This window comes from Streptomyces sp. R33, assembly GCF_041200175.1.
GTDB lineage: Bacteria > Actinomycetota > Actinomycetes > Streptomycetales > Streptomycetaceae > Streptomyces > Streptomyces katrae_B.
In genome coordinates this window covers 5,412,956-5,431,503 of the sequence record NZ_CP165727.1, presented here as the reverse complement: position 1 = coordinate 5,431,503, position 18,548 = coordinate 5,412,956, and the positions used below count along the sequence as shown (strand labels likewise).

Below are 18,548 nucleotides of genomic sequence, written 5' to 3'. Positions count from 1 at the left end.
GGCGTCCCTACGCGCGACAGGGCCCGCCGGCCCGTGCGGGCTGCGGGGCCCGGCCCGTGGTCCGGGCCCCGGCCCGTGGCTCCGGCGCCCGTACGGCCCGTGCCGCTCCGGCTGCGCCCCGTGTGGCGCCCGGGCTCCGGTCCGGCCGCCAGGGTGACGGCGCCCCGCTACAGCTCCTTGCGGAGGTTCGGGGCGCCCGGCAGGGGCTCGGGGCGCTTCGGGGGTTTGGTTTTGATCTCCACGCCGCCCCAGAAGGCGAAGCCCGTCACCACCACCCGCGGGGCGCCCGGGGTGACCGGGCCCGGGGTGTCGCGCTGGTCGAAGGCGCCCATGAAGCCGAAGCCCCGGACGTCGACCTCCACGCCCGGCGGGACGGTGATCTCGATCCCGCCCATGATCGCGACGCAGTTGATGACCACCTCACGCTGCGCGAAGTTCGCCTCGCGCAGGTCGAGCTCGCCGCCGCCCCAGAACGCCACCGCGTCCAGGCGGGCGGGCACCGTCCAGTTGCCCTTGCGCTGGAACGACGACATGACCGCGACGGCCGGCGACGATCCCGCGGGCAGACCGGCGCCGCCGATCCTGGACGGCCACGAGCGGTCCCCCGGAGCAGGCACCGGGGCCGGCGCCGCGACCGCCATCGGGGCGCCGCCCGGCGCGGGCAAGTCGCGGGTCAGTGGTTCCAGTTCGGCGTACGTCTTCGACTTGTACGCCGCCTCCAGCCGCTCCTCGAACTCCTCCATGTCGATCCGGCCCTCGGCGACGGCGTCCCGCAGACGCTCCACCACCCGGTCACGGTCGGCGTCCGACGCCCTCAGCTCCGGCAACGGCTTCTCCGGCCGCTCGTCAGTCATGGGGAACAGCCTATGCAGCCACGCAAGGGAGTTGTATGGCCCAGCCCTGGACCCGACCCCCGCTCGCCCCTGATTTATCCCCTACCCCGGGCCCCGCCGAGCCCCCGGCCCGCCGAGCCCCCGGCCCCCAGAGCCCAAAGCCCCCGCCCCCGGGGCCCCTCACCCCCGCCCCGCGTACATCCGCGCGATCACGTCCTCGATGTCCGGCTCCCGCACCGACAGGTCCAGCAGCGGGTACCGGGCCGCCACCTCCGCCACCAGCGGCGCCGCCGACGTCCCCGCCGGGAACGCCAGCCACTGCCGCGGGCCGTCCACCTTCACCACCCGCGCCCCCGCCACGCTGATCTCCGGAAGCTCCCGCTCCAGGTCCACCACCAGCGTCCGCTCCCCGCCGCCCTCCCCCATCGAGTGCAGGCCGGCCAGGGCCCCGTCGTACATCAGCCGCCCGTGGTCGATCACCATCACCCGCTCGCACAGCTGCTCGATGTCCTGCAGGTCATGGGTGGTGAGCAGCACGGTCGTGCCGAGCTCCGCGTTCAACTGCCGCAGGAAGCCCCGTACCTTCGCCTTGCTCACCACGTCGAGCCCGATCGTCGGCTCGTCCAGGTACAGCACGTCCGGATCGTGCAGCAGCGCCGCCGCGATGTCCCCGCGCATCCGCTGGCCCAGCGAAAGCTGCCGTACCGGAACGTCCAGCAGCTCGGCCAGGTCGAGGCGGTCCACGCAGTGCTCGAGGTTCTCCTCGAACCGCGCCGCCGGGATCCGGTACATCCGCCGCATCAGCCCGTACGAGTCCTTCAGCGGCAGGTCCCACCACAGCGTGGTCCGCTGCCCGAACACCACCCCGATCCGGTGCGCCAGCCGCATCCGCTCCCGCGCCGGGTCGATGCCCGCGACCCGCAGCCGGCCGCCGCTCGGGGTGAGGATGCCGGTCAGCATCTTGATCGTGGTCGACTTCCCGGCGCCGTTGGGCCCGATGTAGCCGACCACCTCGCCCCGCGCCACCTCGAAGCTGATCCCGTCAACCGCTCTGACCTGCCGTTTCTCCCGCCGCAGCAGGCCCACCCGGCGCCGCACGTCGAAGACCTTCTCGACGTCGTCCAGCTCGATCAGCACATCCGTGCCCACAGCCGCTCAGCTCCCCGTACTCCGGTACGAACGAAGACCCGCACGCCACACCAGCGACGCGGGTACGAACACCACCACCGCCACCAGCGGGCTCAGGAACGCCACCCACCCCGGCAGTCCCAGCGGATCGGGCCGCCCCAGCACGTACAGGGCGGGCAGCCAGTTCACGAAGGCCAGCGGCACGACGAACGTGACCCCGCGCAGCAGGTCCTTCCCGAACACCGTCGGCGGGTACTGGAGCATCGTGTTGCCGCCGTACGTGAAGGAGTTCTGCACCTCCGCCGCGTCCCCGGCGACGAACTGGAACGCCGCCCCGGCCACCATCACCGCCCCGAAGATCGCCGCCCCGGCCACGACCATCACCGGCATCAGCCACACCTTCCCGGCCGTCCACTCCACGTCCAGCGCGCAGACCGCCCAGACCAGCACCGCCAGTCCCTGCCCGATCCGCCCCACCCGCCGCAGCGCGAAGCGGTCCGCCGCGACCTGCGCGAGCACCGGGACCGGACGCACCAGCATGGTGTCGAGCGAACCGTCGCGGATCCGGACGCCGATCCGGTCCGTATTGCCGAGGAGCAGGTCCGCCAGCCCGAGCGAGGCCGAGGCGGACCCGTACAGCAGGGCGATCTCGGGCAGCGTGAAACCGCCGAGCACGTCCACGTGCGAGAACATGATCCAGATCGCGACGAAGTCGAGGAGCGTGATCGCCGCGTTCCCGAAGGTGGAGAGCAGGAACGACGTCCGGTACGTCATCGTCGAGCGGACCCACATCGCCACGATCAGCCCGTAGCCGCGCAGCCCCTCCACCGCCCGGTTCCGCGCCGGTACCTCCATCGGCCGCCCGGGCCGCCGCGCCGGAGCCGCCACCGACTCGGACGCCACCGACCCCGACGCCGCCGTCTCAGCCACCCTGGACCACCGCCTTCCGCGTCGCCGCCGACTGCAACAGCCGCCCCGCGCCCAGCAGTACGAGCACCCATCCCGCCTGGAAGCCCAGCGCCCGCACCGCGCCCCCGGCGCCCGCGTGCTCGCCCATCAGCACGTCCAGCGGCACCTGGATCATCGCCGCCCACGGCAGCACGCGGACGACCTCGCCGAAGCCGCCGGGGAACACCGTCAGCGGCAGCAGCATCCCGGAGCAGAAGATCGTGACGACGACGGCCATCACGTTGATCCCCGTCCCGTCCATCAGCCAGAACGCCGCCAGCCCCAGCAGGTACCGGATCCCGAAACTGACGACCAGCCCGAGCAGTACGGACACCAGGAACAGCAGCCAGCGCACCGGATCGGCGGGCAGCGCCAGCTCGAACGCCAGCGCCCCCGCGAGCAGCGGCACCACCCCGCGCCCGAGCAACTGGAAGCCGGCGCGCCCCAGATCGGCCGCCAGCCACCACAACTGCAGATCGGCCGGCCGGTACAGGTCGACGGCGATGTCACCCGTACGGATGCGCTCCTGCATCTCCTCCTGGAAGCCGCCGCCGATGAGCGCGCCCGCGGCGAGCAGCGACTGGCTCACCCAGACGAAGGTCAGCGCCTGCGCCTGGTCGTAACCGCCCAGTCCGGGCCGCTCCTCCCACAGCGCGACGTACGTGTACGCGAGGATGAAGCCGAAGACGGTGTTGGTGAACACCCCTGCCGCCGTCGCCGTCCCGTACGTGGCGTAGCGCCGGAACCCGCCGGCCGCGACGGCCGGATAGAGCCACGCTCTGCGAGCCGTTGCCTGGCGCACCGTATCCCTCCGATTTCCCCGGTCGTTCCTACGTCGGCCAAAGCGCGCGAGCTTAGTGCGGAGGGGCGATCCACGCGACCGATTTACGCCCGTCCGAAGCGGAATGAGCGGTCATCGGGTAGACAGCACGGAGTACAGATGTGGATATTTCGTATGGCGTCGAGGAGTCCTGGCGATGAGCGACCAGTCACCACCACCGGGCTGGACCCCTCGTGACCCGGACACCCCCACAACACCTCCCGCGCAGCAGCCGTCGGCACACAAGCCGCAGGAGCCGCAGAAGCCGCAGAAGCCTTCCGGCGAGAGGCAGTCGCGCAGAGCCGCCAACAAGGCCGAACGGAACCGGAAGCGGACCGGCCGGCGCCGCCTCGTCCCCACCTGGCGCATGGTCCTCGGCACCGTCCTGCTGCTCGCCCTGCTCGTCATCGGCGCCCTCGTCGCCGGCTACCTGCTGGTCCGCATCCCGCCCGCCAACGCCGCCGCCACCGCCCAGTCCAACCTCTACCTCTACGCCGACGGCTCCCAGCTCGCCCGTGACGGCGAGGTCAACCGCGTCAACGTTCCCCTCTCACAGATCCCCCGCACGGTGCAGGAAGCCGTACTCGCCGCCGAGGACCGGGATTTCTACTCCGAACGGGCCGTGGACCCCAAGGCGATGATCCGCGCCGCATGGAACACGGCGACCGGCAAGGGCACCCAATCCGGTTCGACCATCACCCAGCAGTACGTCAAGAACTACTACCTGGGCCAGGAACAGACGATCAAGCGCAAGGTCAAGGAGTTCTTCATCGCGATCAAACTCGGCCGCGAGAAATCGAAGGACTACATCCTCGAGGGCTACCTCAACACCAGCTACTTCGGCCGCAACGCCTACGGCATCCAGGCGGCCGCCCAGGCCTACTACGGCAAGGACGTCGGCAAACTCACCACCGCCGAAGGCGCGTACCTCGCCACGCTCCTCAACTCCCCCAGCGCCTTCGACGTCGTCGCCCACCCCCAGAGCCGCACCCGCGCGCTCGCCCGCTGGAACTACGTACTCGACGGCATGGTCAAGAAGCAGTGGCTGCCCGCGGCCGAGCGGACCGCGACGCAGTTCCCCGAACCCGGCAAGGTCCGCCCGGCCGCCGGCCTCTCCGGACAGCGCGGCTACCTCGTCGAAGCCATCAAGGACCACATCGTCGAGCGCAAGATCCTCGACGAGAAGACCCTCGCCAAGGGCGGCTACCGCATCACCACCACCATCGACAAACGCCGCCAGAACGCCTTCGTCGACGCAGTCGACGAGAAGATGGCCGACAAGCTGGACCCGGCGACGCGCAAGGCCGACCGCGTCGTACGGGCCGGCGGGGTCTCCATCGACCCGGCCACCGGCAAGGTCGTCGCCATGTACGGCGGCATCGACTACACCAAGCAGTACGTCAACAACGCGACCCGCCACGACTACCAGGTGGCCTCCACCTTCAAGCCGTTCGTGTTCGCCGCCGCCGTCGAGAACGACTCCCGCACCCAGGACGGCCGCCTGATCACCCCCAACACCGTCTACAACGGCGACAACAAGCGCCGCGTCGTCGGCACCCGGACCCCCTACGCCCCCGAGAACGAGGGCCAGTTGTCGTACGGGAACATCACCGTCAACACCGCCACCGACCTGTCCGTCAACGCCGTCTTCGCCCAGATGGTCGTCGACGTCGGCACCGCCAAGGTCAAGAAGACCGCCATCGACCTCGGCATCCCCGAGAACACCCCGAACTTCGTCGCGGGCCCCGCCATGGCCCTCGGCACCATGCAGGCCAGCGTCCTGGACATGACCCAGGCCTACGCGACCCTCGCCGACCACGGCCGCTACACCCCGTACACGTTCGTCGAGAAGATCACCAAGGGCAGCGACAGCATCCCCCTGCCCGACCGCACCCCGAAGCAGGCCGTCAGCCGAGAAGCCGCCGACACCACCACGTCCATGCTGGTCAGCGTCGTCGACAACGGCACCGGTACGGCCGCCCTCGCCGCCGGGCACCCGGCCGCCGGCAAGACCGGCACCGGCGAACTGGACCGCTCCGCCTGGTTCGCGGCGTACACCCCCGACCTGGTCACGGTCGTCTCGATGATGGGCCAGGACCCCGACACCGGCGCCCTGGAATCCCTGTACGGGGCTCTCGGCGAGGCCCGGATCGGGGGCGGCGGCTACCCGGCCCGGATCTGGGCGCAGTACACGAAGACCGCCCTGGAGGGCAGCGACCCGCTGGACTTCGACCTCGAACTCCAGCCGGGCGCCGCCCCGTCCCCGCCGCCGTTCGTCCCGGGCAGCCCGGAGCCGACGCCGGACGAGGACACCCCGCAATCCCCGCCGCCGCCGAGCCGGCCGAACCGCCCGAACCGGCCGACACCGCCGGACGGCGACGAGGACCAGGGCGGCCGCAACCAGGGGCAGGACACCGAGGGCCGGACCACGGAAGGCGACACCACCGGGGGCCGGAGCAACGAGGGCGCCACCACGGGGACGACGACCGGGACCACCGGAACCGCCGGAGGAACGGCATCGGGCACCACGGCCGGCACCACCGCAGGCGCCCTGGGCGGCGTCACCGGCGGCCGCCCGCGCAGCCGGCCCCCGTCGGAGTACCTGGAATAACCGGAATCGCGGGACTGACCCGTACGGGGGGGGAGAGGTCAGTGACCGGAGGTCGCCTTCAGCCCCACCACGGCGACCAGCAGCAGGCAGACGAAGAAGACACGGGCGGCGGTGACGGGCTCACCCAGCACCGCCATGCCCAGCACCGCGGCCCCGGCCGCACCGATGCCCACCCAGACGCCGTACGCGGTACCGATCGGCAGGCTCTTGGCGGCGTACGAGAGCAGCACCATGCTCGCGACGATCCCGGCACCGGTGAACACGCTCGGCCACAACCGGGTGAAGCCCTCCGTGAACTTCATGCCGATCGACCAGCCGACCTCGAGCAGACCGGCGACGAGAAGCAGAACCCAGGCCATGACGGGCACCTCCGGAACGAGAGCGAACGGGGTGCGTCGTCTTGTCCTACAGCCACGGCTACCCGGTACGGCGCGTCTCGTCGGGGGTTCCCCACCACCGTAGCAAAGCCCGTGCAGAAGGGCCGGTGACCCCGGTCACCGGCCCTTCGACGATCGATCCCTACAGGTTTCTACAGGTTTCTACAGGTTTCTACAGATCCCTACGGGCTCCTACAGGTACAGCCCGGTGGAGTCCTTGGACCCCTCCAGCCGCTCCGCGGCCACGGCGTGCAGATCCCGCTCACGCATCAGCACGTACGTCGCACCCCGCACCTCGACCTCGGCCCGGTCCTCTGGGTCGTACAGCACCCGGTCGCCCGGCTCCACGCTGCGTACGTTCTGCCCGACCGCGACCACCTCGGCCCAGGCCAGCCGCTTGCCCACGGCAGCGGTGGCCGGAATCAGGATGCCGCCGCCCGAGCGCCGCTCGCCCTCCGGCGAGTCGGACTTCACGAGCACGCGGTCGTGCAGCATGCGGATGGGCAGCTTGTCGTGGGTGGTGGTGTTGGTGTTGTCGCTCACGCCACGAACCTACCCGTCCGCGCCCCACCCGTGCGCCGCAGGGTCATCAGCGCTTGCGCCGCGCCGACACCACGAGCAGGCCGATCACACCCGCCGCGAGCAGCGCGACGGGCGCGATCCGCGCGGGACGCGGCGTACCGTCGTCGTAACGGAAGCTCGCCCGCACATCCGTCAGCACACGGTTCACGGCGACGACGGCACGCCCGGCGGTGTGGTCCACGGTCGAGGCGACCCTTGCCTTTGCGTCCCCGATGATCGTCTTCGGGTGCATGCGCACGCCGATCTCGTCGAGCGTCTCGGCGAGCTGCTCGCGGCGGCGGACGATGTCCGCCTCGATCTGTGCGGGGGTCCTGGCTTCCGGCACCGCGCTGCCTCCGTCGTCGTGGTCGTGGTCGCATGGGGGCGTAGTCCGCCATGAACAGTCTGTCAGCTTAGTCTCGGACCGTACCGATCCCCTCCCGAGGAGACTGTTGACATGAGCGAGCGACTCCAGCCGGGCGACACCGCCCCCGCCTTCACCCTGCCCGACGCGGACGGCAACGAGGTCTCGCTCGCCGACCACAAGGGCCGCAAGGTGATCGTGTACTTCTACCCCGCGGCGCTGACACCGGGCTGCACGAAGCAGGCCTGCGATTTCACGGACAACCTGGCGGTGCTGGCCGAGGCCGGCTACGACGTGATCGGCGTGTCCCCGGACAAGCCGGAGAAGCTGGCGAAGTTCCGCGAGAAGGAGCACCTGAAGGTCACCCTGGTCGGCGACCCGGAGAAGAAGGTCCTCGAGTCGTACGGCGCGTTCGGCGAGAAGAAGCTGTACGGCAAGACGGTGACCGGAGTCATCCGCTCCACGGTGATCGTGGACGAGGAGGGCAAGGTCGAACGCGCCCTCTACAACGTCAAGGCCACGGGCCACGTAGCCAAGATCATCAAGGACCTGGGCATCTGACTCCGGCCGGCCCTGCGCACCAGCGGCCCGCACCGACAAACCGGTGCGGGCCGCTCCGTTTATCGGACGAACAGGCCCGTAACCGTCCGACTATCGACCCGTTTCTCCGTACGAGAGCCGCACACGCGGCCGGGAACGGAGGGGCCGGCATGCCGATCAGCCCGTACACGAAGGAACGCCTCGCGCAAGCGGCGAGCACGTCGCGCACGCTGAGCGAGGCGCTGGAGAAACTGGGAGTGGACCCGAAGGGCGGCTCGCGACGCTATGTCCATGACCGGATGCGGCGCCTGGGGGTGGACACGTCGCACTTCGAGCGGGCTGACGCCGTCAAGTGGACGAAGGAGATCCTGGCCGCGGCGGTCGCCGACTCCACGAACATGTGCCAGGTCCTGCGACACCTCGGCCTCGAAGTCGTCGGTGGGAACCACACGCACATCAGCAGGCGGGTCAAGGCATTCGGCATAGACATCTCCCATTTCACACTGCCCTCACCGGCAGGACGGCCCAAGACCCGGCGGACCCCGGAGAGCCTTCTGGTCAAGCAGGACGGTTCCCACGCCCGGCGGGCACAGAGCGAGCAGCTGAAACAGGCTCTGACCGCACTGGGCGTTCCCGAGGTCTGCCACATGTGCATCCGGCCGACCTGGCAGGGCTACCCGCTGCCGCTGGAGGTGGACCACGTGGACGGCGACTGGCGGAACAACCTGCCCGAGAACCTGCGACTGCTCTGCCCCAACTGCCACTCCACAACAGACACATACCGCGGTCGCGCCAAGGGGCGCCGCCGATGAGCGCCGGGAACCGCTACACGCGCGAAGTCCTGGCCGAGGCGACGGAACGGGCCGGCTGCATAGAGGACGTCATCTCCCTGCTCAACATAAAGCCGTACCCCCGACTCGGCCGGTACCTGCTGGAGCGATGTCGCCACTTCGGCATCGACGTGTCCCATTTCGAGCGCCGGGACCGCAGGCTCCGGGTCAAGCCGGACCGGGAGGAACTGCGTGCGGCGGTTGCCGCCTCGCACTCTCTGGCCGAGGTTCTCCGCCGACTGGGCCGCCCCGTGTCCGGAAGCCACCACGGCCCCCTGAAACTCTGGATCCAGGAAGAGGGCCTCTCCACTGCCCACTTCCTCGGACAGGCCCATCAGCGCGGCAAACGGGGGCCGGTGCCCATGAAGTCCGCGGCGGACATCCTGATCAGGCATGACGGCAAGCGGCGGACACGCACCCACCTGCTGCGGCGGGCGCTGCGTGAGGTCGGCGTTCCCGATTGCTGCGACATGTGCGGGACGCCTCCAGTGTGGGGCGGGCGCCCCATGACGTTGGAGGTCGACCACATCAACGGTGACTGGAGCGACGACCGTCGCGAGAACCTGCGGCTGCTGTGCCCTAACTGCCATGCCGTCACGAACACATGGTGCCGGGGAGGCCGGCGGCGCCATGTTGTCGACCGTCAGACCCCGGCAGTCGTAGACTAGCCGCAGTCAACCAGATCCGATGTCCGATTTGGGCGACATGTCGCGGTCGTGGTGGAATTGGCCTACACGCAACTTTTAGGTAGTTGTGGGAGAAATCCCTTGAGGGTTCGAGTCCCTCCGGCCGCACACTGAACGAAGGCCCCGACTCACGCGAGTGAGCCGGGGCCTTCGGCGTGGCAGGCCCCGGCTCAGCCCAGCAGGGCGCGGACGAACGGGACCAGGGCTCGGAAGGCCTGGCCCCGGTGGGAGATGGCGTTCTTTTCCGCCGGGGTGAGTTCCGCGCAGGTGCGGGTGTCGCCCTCGGGCTGGAGGATCGGGTCGTAGCCGAAGCCGCCGGTGCCCGAGGGGGCGTGGCGGAGGGTGCCGAGGAGGCGGCCCTCCACGACGCGTTCGGTGCCGTCCGGGAGGGCCAGGGCCGCCGCGCACGCGAAGTGGGCTCCGCGGTGTTCGTCGGCGATGTCGCCGAGCTGGGCCAGCAGCAGGTCCAGGTTCGCCTTGTCGTCGCCGTGCGTACCCGCCCACCGCGCCGAGAAGATGCCGGGGGCGCCGTTCAGGACGTCCACGCAGAGGCCGGAGTCGTCGGCGATCGCCGGCAGGCCGGTCGCCCGGGCCAGGGCGTGGGCCTTGAGGAGGGCGTTCTCGGCGAAGGTGACGCCCGTCTCCTTGACGTCCGGGATCTGCGGGTACGCGTCCGCGCCGACCAGCTCGTGCGGCAGGCCGGCGTCGGACAGGATGGCGTGGAGCTCGGCGATTTTGCCCGCGTTGCGGGTGGCGAGGATCAGGCGGCTGGTCATGCCGCCCATTATCCGGTCCCCTCCGGGCGGGTGGCGGTTCAGCCCGGGGTGCAGACCTTCGACAGTTCCTTCGCCGCGTCGGCGACGGGCTGGATGTCGGGGTTCGGGTTGCCGTTCTCGATGGCCGTGCGGACGTTCTTCACCGCCGTCGTCATGGAGGAGACGGCCTTGCTGAGGTCGGTGTTGTCCGTCTGGTCGCCGACCTTCTTGAGGTTCGTCTCGATCTGGTTCAGCGCGTTCTGGGCGTCCTGCGGGCTGTTGCCGGCCTGGGAGACCGCCTGCTGGAGGTCGTTCGCGCCGTCCGTGATGGCCACCGCCGTGTTCGCGCAGTCCATCGCCGTCGAGATCGCGTCACAGGACGTCAGCGCCGGGACGGCGAGGGCCGCGGCGAGCACGACCGCCGCTATGCGGTGCTTCGGGTTCATGGTTCGGGTCTCCCAGGATCGACACGGATGCGAGGACGGGCGCACGGCTTTGACACCGTGCGCCCGTATGCAAGGGGACGCAGGAGCGCGCCCCGTGGTTCTGCCTAGAGCTGGAGCGCGCCGAGCTGGATGGCCTCGAGGTCGGCGCAGCCGCCGGCGGCCAGGTCGAGGAGGGCGTTGAGCTCCTTGCGGTCGAAGGGCTCGCCTTCGGCGGTGCCCTGGACCTCGACGAAGCGTCCGTCGCCGGTGCAGACGACGTTCATGTCGGTCTCGGCGCGCACGTCCTCCTCGTAGCAGAGGTCGAGGAGGGGGACGCCGTCGACGATGCCGACGCTGACGGCGGCGACGGTGCCGGTGAGCGGCTTGCGGCCGGCCTTGATCAGCTTCTTCTGCTGGCCCCAGGCGACGGCGTCGGCGAGTGCCACGTAGGCGCCGGTGATGGCGGCGGTGCGGGTGCCGCCGTCGGCCTGGAGGACGTCGCAGTCCAGGACGATGGTGTTCTCGCCGAGGGCCTTGTAGTCGATGACGGCGCGCAGGGAGCGGCCGATGAGGCGGGAGATCTCGTGGGTGCGGCCGCCGATCTTGCCGCGTACGGATTCGCGGTCGCCGCGGGTGTTGGTGGAGCGGGGCAGCATCGAGTACTCGGAGGTGACCCAGCCTTCGCCGCTGCCCTTGCGCCAGCGGGGGACGCCTTCGGTGAAGGAGGCGGTGCAGAAGACCTTGGTGTCGCCGAAGGAGATGAGGACGGAGCCCTCGGCGTGCTTGCTCCATCCGCGTTCGATGGTGACCGGGCGGAGCTGTTCGGGCGTGCGGCCGTCGATGCGAGACATGCGTCCGAGCCTAGTCGGTGCGCGGATACGCGAAGACCCCGTCCGGGTGGGTGGGGGACGGGGCCTCGTGGGGGTGTGCGGGCGGGGGCTCGGCTCGCACGGCGCTGACTGGGTGGTTACATCATGTCTTCGATGTCGGCGGCGATGGGGTCGGCGTCGGTGCCGATGACGACCTGGATCGCGGTGCCCATCTTGACGACGCCGTGGGCGCCGGCGGCCTTCAGGGCGGCTTCGTCGACCTTGGTGGGGTCGATGACCTCGGTGCGCAGGCGGGTGATGCAGCCCTCGACCTCTTCGATGTTGTCGATGCCGCCGAGCCCGGCGACGATCTTCTCAGCCTTGGTGGCCATGTGTTTCTCCCTGAGTTCTACGAAGAACGAGTCTCGGCGGCCCTGTTCCAGCCAGCGCGGTCCGCTTTGTCACGGTAGCCCACTGTTGGCCCAGCTACGCGAGCGCGGGTCCAGCTTCTGCCGAATGATGACGGTCAGCGGCAACCTGCCCTCCGGGCGGGTGAGTGCGACCGCATCATAAGTGGTCTACACCAGTGTGCCGCACGGGGCGCACCTGCCCAAACGGGCCCGCCAGGAGGACGCCGATGAGCGCGAGCAGTGCCGAAGCAGCACCGCAGCCGAAGTGGTGGAGCGGCTTGTACCCGGGGCTGCAGAAGATGGGGCGCAGTCTTCAGCTGCCGATCGCGGTGCTGCCTGCGGCCGGGCTCCTCAACGGGCTGGGGCAGCCCGGCGTCTTGGGCGAGGAGGGCCTGAACTGGAGGATCGTGGCCAAGGTGATGGTGGCCGCGGGCGGCGCCCTGCTGAACGCGGACATCGGGCTGCCGCTGCTGTTCTGCGTGGGTGTCGCGATCGGCATGGCCAAGAAGGCGGACGGTTCGACGGCCCTCGCGGCGGTGGCGGGCTTCCTGGTCTACCGGGGTGTGCTGCACGCCTTTCCCAACATCTGCCCGGTCGGCACGGCGGACATCGGCGGCGGCTGTCTGGGGCCGAACAACACGTTCGTGGAGTTCACGTACCAGAACCCCGGGGTGTTCGGCGGCATCGTCATGGGACTGCTGGCCGCATGGTTCTGGCAGCGCTTCCACCGGGTGAAGCTGGTGGACTGGCTGGGCTTCTTCAACGGCCGCCGGCTGGTGCCGATCATCATGTCGTTCGTGGCGATCGGGTTCGCCGCGCTCTGCCTGTGGATCTGGCCGCCGGTCGGCAGTGCGCTGGAGAGCTTCTCCGACTGGCTGGTGGGGCTGGGCTCCTGGGGCTCCGGCATCTTCGGCGTGGCCAACCGCGCGCTGCTGGTGATCGGCCTGCACCAGTTCCTGAACGTGCCGGTGTGGTTCCAGTTCGGCAGCTACACCAAGCCGGACGGGACGACGGTGCACGGTGACATCAACATGTTCCTGGCGGGCGATCCGAACGCGGGGCAGTTCCTGAGCGGCTTCTTCCCGATCATGATGTTCGCGCTCCCTGCGGCGGCGCTGGCGATCACGCACTGTGCGAAGCCGCAGCGGCGCAAGGAGGTCGCCGGTCTGATGCTGTCGGTCGGCCTGACCTCGTTCGTCACGGGCATCACGGAGCCGATCGAGTACTCGTTCCTCTTCGTCGCGCCGGTGCTGTACGCGATCCACGCGGTACTGACGGGCGTGTCGATGGCGGTGACGTGGGCGCTGGGCGTCCACGACGGGTTCAGTTTCTCGGCGGGTCTGATCGACTACCTCATCAACTTCGGCCTGGCGACGAAGCCCTTGCTGATCATTCCGATCGGCCTGTGTTTCGCGGTGGTGTACTACGTCGTATTCCGCTTCGCGATCACGAAGTTCGACATCCCGACCCCGGGCCGGGAGTCGGACGAGGAGATCGCGGCGATGCAGGCGGACAACACGAAGGCGTAACGGACGCTCCACTGCGTCGGGGCCCTCGGATCCACGGGATCCGGGGGCCTTCCGCTTGTGCCGGGCCGCCGGTCGCCCACAGGAGCCGAGTGTGGTGTAGACCACAGGAAATCGAAGGTTCCTTATCTATCCCCGACCATGCTACAACTGGTCTACACCACGGATTGGTGTAGACCACGCAAGCCCGATTCGGCGCTCGCGTACCCCCGTTCTGAGACGCCGCCATCCCCCGGTTGCACCCCCTGGGCGGCGCCTTGCCTTCTGGAGGAAGCCCATGTCCACAGCCACCGCTGCGGAAAAGAAGAAGGGCGCGGGCGTGATGGCCGTCATGCAGCGCATCGGCCGGAGCCTCATGCTCCCCGTTGCGGTGCTCCCGGCCGCCGCGCTGCTCGTCCGCCTCGGCGACAAGGACATGCTCGGCGACCCCTCGCTGCCGACGTTCCTGACCAAGATCGCCGGATACATGTCCGCCGGCGGTGGCGCGATCCTCGACAACATGGCGCTGCTGTTCGCCGTCGGCATCGCCATCGGCTTCGCCAAGAAGTCCGACGGTTCGACCGCGCTCGCCGCGGTGACCGGCTACCTGGTCTTCAAGAACGTGCTCGCCACGTTCACCGACTCGAACCTGCCGAAGATAGCCAAGGCGGTCGACGGCAAGGTCGTCATGATCGACGCGCCGGTCGACGCCAAGGTGCTCGGCGGTGTCGTCATGGGCATCGTGGTCGCCCTGATCTACCAGAAGTTCTACCGGACCAAGCTGCCCGAGTGGGCGGGCTTCTTCGGTGGGCGCCGTCTGGTCCCGATCCTCTCCGCGTTCGCCGGTCTCGTCATCGGCATCGTCTTCGGCCTGATCTGGCCGGTCCTCGGCACGGGTCTGCACAACTTCGGTGAGTGGCTCGTCGGCTCCGGCGCCGTCGGCGCGGGCATCTTCGGTGTCGCCAACCGTGCGCTGATCCCGGTCGGCATGCACCACCTGCTTAACTCCTTCCCGTGGTTCCAGGCCGGCGAGTTCCAGGGCAAGAGCGGCGACATCTCCCGCTTCCTGGCGGGTGACCCGAGCGCCGGGCAGTTCATGACCGGCTTCTTCCCGATCATGATGTTCGCCCTTCCGGCGGCCTGCCTCGCGATCGTCCACTGCGCCCGCCCCGAGCGCCGCAAGGTCGTCGGCGGCATGATGTTCTCCCTCGCGCTGACCTCCTTCGTCACCGGTGTGACCGAGCCGATCGAGTTCACGTTCATGTTCATCGCCCCGGTCCTGTACGCGATCCACGCGGTGCTGACCGGTGTCTCCATGGCCCTGACGTGGGGGCTCGGCATGAAGGACGGCTTCGGCTTCTCCGCCGGCGCCATCGACTACCTGCTGAACCTGGGCAAGGCCACCAACCCGCTGGGCCTGGCGGTCGTGGGCCTGTGCTTCGCGGCGGTCTACTACGCGGTCTTCCGCTTCGCGATCACCAAGTTCAACCTCCCGACGCCGGGCCGCGAGTCCGACGAGGAGCTCGCCGAGCTCCTCAAGGCCGAGGCCAAGTAGCCACGGCGCTGCCTGCGGCGAAGCCCCCGCCCTCCCTTCCCGGGAGAGCGGGGGCTTCGTCGTGCGTGCGACCGCAGGGCCGTACTCAGACCTCGTAGACGGCGCCCGCGTACGCGAGGTCGACCGGGCCGTCGTAGGCAGCGCGGGCGTCCGCGAGGTTCTGGCGGGCGTCCGTCCACGGCGGGATGTGCGTCAGGACGAGCCGGCCGACCCTGCCGCCGCGCGCGAACTCCCCGGCCTCGCGGCCGTTGAGGTGGAGGTCCGGGATGTCCTCCTTGCCGTGCGTGAAGGAGGCCTCGCACAGGAACAGGTCCGCGCCCTCGGCGAGCATCCCCAGCTCGGGGCAGACACCCGTGTCGCCGGAGTACGTGAGGGCGCGGCCGCCGTGCTCGACGCGGATGCCGTAGGCCTCGACGGGGTGGCTGACCCGCTCGGTGCGGACCGTGAACGGGCCGATCTCGAAGCTGCCGGACTTCAGGGTGCGGAAGTCGAAGACCTCGCTCATGGAGCGCTCGTCGGGGACGTCCTCGTACGCGGTCGTCAGGCGCTTCTCGGTGCCCTCGGGGCCGTAGACGGGGATCGTGCCGCAGCGGCCGCCCTCGTGCCGGTAGTAGCGGGCGACGAAGTAGGCGCACATGTCGATGCAGTGGTCGGCGTGCAGATGGCTCAGGAAGATCGCGTCGAGGTCGTAGAGACCGACGTGGCGCTGCAGCTCGCCGAGGGCGCCGTTGCCCATGTCGAGGAGCAGCCGGAAGCCGTCGGCCTCGACGAGGTAGCTCGAACAGGCCGATTCCGCGGACGGGAACGACCCCGAGCAGCCGACGACGGTGAGCTTCATGGAGCGAGAACCTCCGGGGACGGTCCGTGGACGGAATGCGGGCCGTGCGTGGGTCGAGCGTAAGGCGCGAAACGTCAGGTCGCTCCTCCGCGGCAGGCCGTTGTGGGGGGAATCACCTGTGCTGTCACCCGGGGGAGCGACGGTGGGCACGGGCGTGCCGGTGCACTGCCGTGCTGAGGGGTCCGGGCGCGGCTACCTTCGGAATATGGACACGTCCTGGTGGCCCGCGGCGGCCGCGGTGGTGGCCGTGGTGCTGGTGGTGCTGGTCGCGGGGCGTCGGCCGGGGATGCCCCGGCGGGCCCCGCCGCCGCACGGGCCGGGTGCGGCGCCGCGGCCCCGGGCGGGTGAGCTGTGGTGTCTGGCGGACGGGCGGCTGTGCCTGGTGCTGGCCGTGTCGTCCGTACGGGCCCACCGGGCGCGGGTCGCGTGGATCACCGGGAAGTACGACGACCGGCGGGCCGGGGTGATCCCGCTGCCCCCGGGGACGGTGGGCGCGCAGGGCCGGGCGAGCTTCCTGGAGGCGGACCGGCCGGCGGAGGTGTGGGTGTGGGAGTTCGGGAGCCGGCTGGGCGTGCTGGATCCTGCGGTGTGGGACGAGGTCAAGGGACTCGGAGGTGGCGCGTGATCCGGTTGCGGCGTGTGTACGACCCCCCGGAGCCGGAGGAGGACGGCGTACGGGTGCTCGTGGACCGGCTGTGGCCGCGGGGCCTGGCGAAGGCGGTGGCGGGGGTGGACGAGTGGCCCAAGGCGGTGACGCCGTCCGGGGAACTGCGGAAGTGGTTCCACGGGGGCGGGGGCACGGCGCAGGAGTTCCGGGCCCGCTACGAGGAGGAGCTGGAGGCGCCGGACGCGGTGGCGGAACTGGACCGGCTGCGCACGCTGGCCGAGGCGGGCCCGGTCACCCTCCTGACCGCGGTCAAGGACCCCGCGTCGAGCCACGCCGCCATCCTGGCGGAGCTGTTGACCGGGTGACGCTCCGGGGGCCGGGCACTGGGGAGCGGGCCGATCCGGGCCCGTGGGCCTTCGGGCCGGTCCCGCCCGCCCGCCCGGCGGAGAGGGGCGGGCCGGGGGGCTACGCCCAGAGCTGGCCCTGGAGGGTTTCGATCGCTTCTTCCGTCGTCTTCGCCGTGTAGACGCCCGTCGAGAGGTACTTCCAGCCGCCGTCGGCCACGACGAAGACGATGTCCGCCGTCTCGCCGGCGGCCACCGCCTTGCGGGCCACGCCGATCGCCGCGTGCAGGGCGGCGCCCGTGGAGACGCCCGCGAAGATGCCCTCCTGCTGGAGGAGTTCCCGCGTACGCGTCACCGCGTCCGCCGAGCCCACCGAGAAGCGGGTCGTCAGGACCGAGGCGTCGTACAGCTCCGGGACGAAGCCCTCGTCCAGGTTGCGCAGGCCGTAGACCAGGTCGTCGTACCGCGGCTCCGCCGCGACGATCCGTACGCCGGGCACGTGCTCGCGCAGGTAGCGGCCGACGCCCATCAGGGTGCCCGTCGTGCCCAGGCCCGCCACGAAGTGGGTGATCGAGGGGAGGTCCCGCAGGATCTCGGGGCCCGTCGTCGCGTAGTGGGCGCCCGCGTTGTCCGGGTTGCCGTACTGGTAGAGCATCACCCAGTCGGGGTGCTCCGCCGCCAGTTCCTTGGCCACCCGGACCGCGGTGTTCGATCCGCCCGCCGCCGGCGACGAGATGATCTCCGCTCCCCACATGGCCAGGAGGTCACGCCGCTCCTGCGAGGTGTTCTCCGGCATGACGCACACGATCCGGTAGCCCTTGAGCTTGGCCGCCATCGCGAGCGAGATGCCGGTGTTGCCCGAGGTGGGCTCGAGGATCGTGCAGCCGGGGGTCAGCCGGCCGTCCTTCTCGGCCTGCTCGACCATGTGGAGCGCGGGGCGGTCCTTGATCGAGCCGGTCGGGTTGCGGTCCTCCAGCTTGGCCCAGATGCGCACGTCGTCCGAGGGCGACAGGCGGGGCAGCCGGACCAGCGGCGTGTTGCCGACCGCGGCCAGCGGGGAGTCGTAGCGCATCAGACGGAGCCGCCGGCGACCGCCGGGAGGATGGTGACGCTGTCGCCGTCCTTGAGGGCGGTGGAGATGCCGTCGAGGAAGCGGACGTCCTCGTCGTTGAGGTAGACGTTCACGAAGCGGCGCAGCTTGCCGCCATCGACGATGCGCTCCTCGATGCCCTTGTGGCGCGTCTCGAGGTCCGCGAAGAGCTCGGACAGGGTGGCGCCCTCACCGTTGACGGCCTTCTCGCCGTCGGTGTAGGTACGGAGGATGGTCGGGATGCGGACCTCGATGGCCATGGCAGGCTCCAGTTGTGAAGTGATGCGGGAGGGGCTTAAGGGCGCGCGGCGCATGGGCCCCCGCGCGAGGGGCCGTGGTGCTCAGGCGGCAGGACAGATGCTGCTGGCGAGGCGGCACAGGTCGACGTGCAGCCGCGCCACGAGCAGCAGCCTGCTGGGCGTCTCGATGCTCACGTCGTGGGGAACCATGCGGTCATGTTAACGATTCCCGGTCCCCCGTTTGGAGTGTGATCCCGCATCGTGGACGCAAAC

Annotated in this window: 23 protein-coding genes, 1 tRNA gene and 1 riboswitch; of the genes, 9 read left to right on the top strand and 15 right to left on the bottom strand. The window is 70.2% G+C overall.

Annotated features, from left to right (window positions below):
• Positions 1–167: 167 nt before the first annotated feature.
• The 4 genes from AB5J51_RS24900 to AB5J51_RS24885 all read right to left on the bottom strand — a co-directional run bounded on the left by AB5J51_RS24900 (position 168) and on the right by AB5J51_RS24885 (position 3,711).
• Positions 168–854: a DUF1707 domain-containing protein gene (locus tag AB5J51_RS24900; protein WP_369778671.1), complete on the bottom strand. Its 687-nt coding sequence runs from the start codon at positions 852–854 to the stop codon at positions 168–170.
• 159 nt (positions 855–1,013) lie between these two features.
• Positions 1,014–1,982, bottom strand: a complete 969-nt coding sequence (locus AB5J51_RS24895; protein WP_369778670.1) for an ATP-binding cassette domain-containing protein — start codon at positions 1,980–1,982, stop codon at positions 1,014–1,016.
• A gap of 6 nt (positions 1,983–1,988) precedes the next feature.
• Positions 1,989–2,816: an ABC transporter permease gene (locus AB5J51_RS24890; protein WP_053784923.1), complete on the bottom strand. Its 828-nt coding sequence runs from the start codon at positions 2,814–2,816 to the stop codon at positions 1,989–1,991.
• A 67-nt stretch (positions 2,817–2,883) separates the two neighbouring features.
• Positions 2,884–3,711: an ABC transporter permease gene (locus AB5J51_RS24885; protein ID WP_369778669.1), complete on the bottom strand. Its 828-nt coding sequence runs from the start codon at positions 3,709–3,711 to the stop codon at positions 2,884–2,886.
• Between the two features lie 175 nt (positions 3,712–3,886).
• Between AB5J51_RS24885 and AB5J51_RS24880 the strand changes: the two genes are divergently transcribed.
• The gene (locus tag AB5J51_RS24880; protein WP_369778668.1) at positions 3,887–6,340 is read left to right on the top strand and encodes a transglycosylase domain-containing protein; all 2,454 of its coding nucleotides are present in this window, start codon (positions 3,887–3,889) and stop codon (positions 6,338–6,340) included.
• A 38-nt stretch (positions 6,341–6,378) separates the two neighbouring features.
• On the opposite strand, the gene AB5J51_RS24875 is transcribed toward AB5J51_RS24880, so the two are convergent.
• From AB5J51_RS24875 to AB5J51_RS24865, 3 genes are all read right to left on the bottom strand, one after another.
• Positions 6,379–6,699 carry a multidrug efflux SMR transporter gene (locus AB5J51_RS24875; protein ID WP_136225455.1) on the bottom strand — a complete coding sequence of 107 codons (321 nt, stop codon included), beginning with the start codon at positions 6,697–6,699 and terminating at the stop codon, positions 6,379–6,381.
• A gap of 30 nt (positions 6,700–6,729) precedes the next feature.
• Positions 6,730–6,808, bottom strand: a riboswitch (guanidine-III (ykkC-III) riboswitch).
• Between the two features lie 101 nt (positions 6,809–6,909).
• Positions 6,910–7,212 (bottom strand): co-chaperone GroES, encoded by a 303-nt coding sequence (locus AB5J51_RS24870; RefSeq protein ID WP_048475576.1) that lies wholly within the window; start codon positions 7,210–7,212, stop codon positions 6,910–6,912.
• 94 nt (positions 7,213–7,306) lie between these two features.
• Positions 7,307–7,624 carry a DUF3618 domain-containing protein gene (locus AB5J51_RS24865; protein ID WP_053784831.1) on the bottom strand — a complete coding sequence of 106 codons (318 nt, stop codon included), beginning with the start codon at positions 7,622–7,624 and terminating at the stop codon, positions 7,307–7,309.
• Positions 7,625–7,735: 111 nt separating this feature from the next.
• On the opposite strand from AB5J51_RS24865, the gene bcp reads away from it, so the two are divergent.
• The 4 genes from bcp to AB5J51_RS24845 all read left to right on the top strand — a co-directional run bounded on the left by bcp (position 7,736) and on the right by AB5J51_RS24845 (position 9,806).
• Positions 7,736–8,203: a thioredoxin-dependent thiol peroxidase gene (gene bcp, locus AB5J51_RS24860; RefSeq protein ID WP_053784832.1), complete on the top strand. Its 468-nt coding sequence runs from the start codon at positions 7,736–7,738 to the stop codon at positions 8,201–8,203.
• Positions 8,204–8,352: 149 nt separating this feature from the next.
• Complete coding sequence (locus tag AB5J51_RS24855) at positions 8,353–8,994, top strand: HNH endonuclease signature motif containing protein (RefSeq protein WP_369778667.1); 642 nt, start codon at positions 8,353–8,355, stop codon at positions 8,992–8,994.
• Positions 8,991–9,680, top strand: a complete 690-nt coding sequence (locus tag AB5J51_RS24850; RefSeq protein WP_369778666.1) for an HNH endonuclease signature motif containing protein — start codon at positions 8,991–8,993, stop codon at positions 9,678–9,680. Before AB5J51_RS24855 ends, AB5J51_RS24850 begins: the two co-directional genes overlap by 4 nt.
• A 42-nt stretch (positions 9,681–9,722) precedes the next feature.
• Positions 9,723–9,806, top strand: a tRNA-Leu gene (locus AB5J51_RS24845).
• Positions 9,807–9,868: 62 nt separating this feature from the next.
• Here the strand turns inward: AB5J51_RS24845 and rdgB are convergent.
• The 4 genes from rdgB to AB5J51_RS24825 all read right to left on the bottom strand — a co-directional run bounded on the left by rdgB (position 9,869) and on the right by AB5J51_RS24825 (position 12,130).
• Positions 9,869–10,474 (bottom strand): RdgB/HAM1 family non-canonical purine NTP pyrophosphatase, encoded by a 606-nt coding sequence (gene rdgB / locus AB5J51_RS24840; RefSeq protein WP_053784925.1) that lies wholly within the window; start codon positions 10,472–10,474, stop codon positions 9,869–9,871.
• A gap of 38 nt (positions 10,475–10,512) precedes the next feature.
• On the bottom strand, positions 10,513–10,899 hold the full coding sequence (locus AB5J51_RS24835; RefSeq protein WP_053784835.1) for a hypothetical protein: 387 nt from the start codon (positions 10,897–10,899) through the stop codon (positions 10,513–10,515).
• A 104-nt stretch (positions 10,900–11,003) separates the two neighbouring features.
• Positions 11,004–11,729 (bottom strand): ribonuclease PH, encoded by a 726-nt coding sequence (gene rph, locus AB5J51_RS24830; protein WP_030299875.1) that lies wholly within the window; start codon positions 11,727–11,729, stop codon positions 11,004–11,006.
• Between the two features lie 116 nt (positions 11,730–11,845).
• Complete coding sequence (locus AB5J51_RS24825; protein WP_369780308.1) at positions 11,846–12,130, bottom strand: glucose PTS transporter subunit EIIB; 285 nt, start codon at positions 12,128–12,130, stop codon at positions 11,846–11,848.
• A gap of 194 nt (positions 12,131–12,324) precedes the next feature.
• Between AB5J51_RS24825 and AB5J51_RS24820 the strand changes: the two genes are divergently transcribed.
• Positions 12,325–13,626, top strand: coding sequence for a PTS transporter subunit EIIC (locus AB5J51_RS24820; protein ID WP_369778665.1), 1,302 nt, complete (start codon positions 12,325–12,327; stop codon positions 13,624–13,626).
• A 274-nt stretch (positions 13,627–13,900) separates the two neighbouring features.
• Complete coding sequence (locus tag AB5J51_RS24815) at positions 13,901–15,157, top strand: PTS transporter subunit EIIC (protein WP_053784837.1); 1,257 nt, start codon at positions 13,901–13,903, stop codon at positions 15,155–15,157.
• A gap of 85 nt (positions 15,158–15,242) precedes the next feature.
• On the opposite strand, the gene AB5J51_RS24810 is transcribed toward AB5J51_RS24815, so the two are convergent.
• Entirely contained in the window at positions 15,243–15,995 is a 753-nt protein-coding gene (locus tag AB5J51_RS24810; RefSeq protein WP_053784838.1) for an MBL fold metallo-hydrolase, read from the bottom strand.
• Between the two features lie 205 nt (positions 15,996–16,200).
• Between AB5J51_RS24810 and AB5J51_RS24805 the strand changes: the two genes are divergently transcribed.
• Together AB5J51_RS24805 and AB5J51_RS24800 are read left to right on the top strand one after the other, a co-directional pair.
• Positions 16,201–16,620 (top strand): hypothetical protein, encoded by a 420-nt coding sequence (locus tag AB5J51_RS24805; RefSeq protein ID WP_053784839.1) that lies wholly within the window; start codon positions 16,201–16,203, stop codon positions 16,618–16,620.
• Positions 16,617–16,967, top strand: a complete 351-nt coding sequence (locus AB5J51_RS24800) for a DUF488 domain-containing protein (protein ID WP_078987120.1) — start codon at positions 16,617–16,619, stop codon at positions 16,965–16,967. The genes AB5J51_RS24805 and AB5J51_RS24800 overlap by 4 nt, the downstream gene beginning before the upstream one ends.
• A gap of 100 nt (positions 16,968–17,067) precedes the next feature.
• On the opposite strand, the gene AB5J51_RS24795 is transcribed toward AB5J51_RS24800, so the two are convergent.
• The 3 genes from AB5J51_RS24795 to AB5J51_RS24785 all read right to left on the bottom strand — a co-directional run bounded on the left by AB5J51_RS24795 (position 17,068) and on the right by AB5J51_RS24785 (position 18,485).
• Positions 17,068–18,018 (bottom strand): PLP-dependent cysteine synthase family protein, encoded by a 951-nt coding sequence (locus AB5J51_RS24795; RefSeq protein WP_053784840.1) that lies wholly within the window; start codon positions 18,016–18,018, stop codon positions 17,068–17,070.
• Positions 18,018–18,296 carry a MoaD/ThiS family protein gene (locus AB5J51_RS24790; protein WP_136225447.1) on the bottom strand — a complete coding sequence of 93 codons (279 nt, stop codon included), beginning with the start codon at positions 18,294–18,296 and terminating at the stop codon, positions 18,018–18,020. Before AB5J51_RS24790 ends, AB5J51_RS24795 begins: the two co-directional genes overlap by 1 nt.
• Before the next feature lie 81 nt (positions 18,297–18,377).
• Positions 18,378–18,485, bottom strand: coding sequence for a putative leader peptide (locus AB5J51_RS24785; RefSeq protein ID WP_311318620.1), 108 nt, complete (start codon positions 18,483–18,485; stop codon positions 18,378–18,380).
• Between the last annotated feature and the right edge of the window lie 63 nt (positions 18,486–18,548).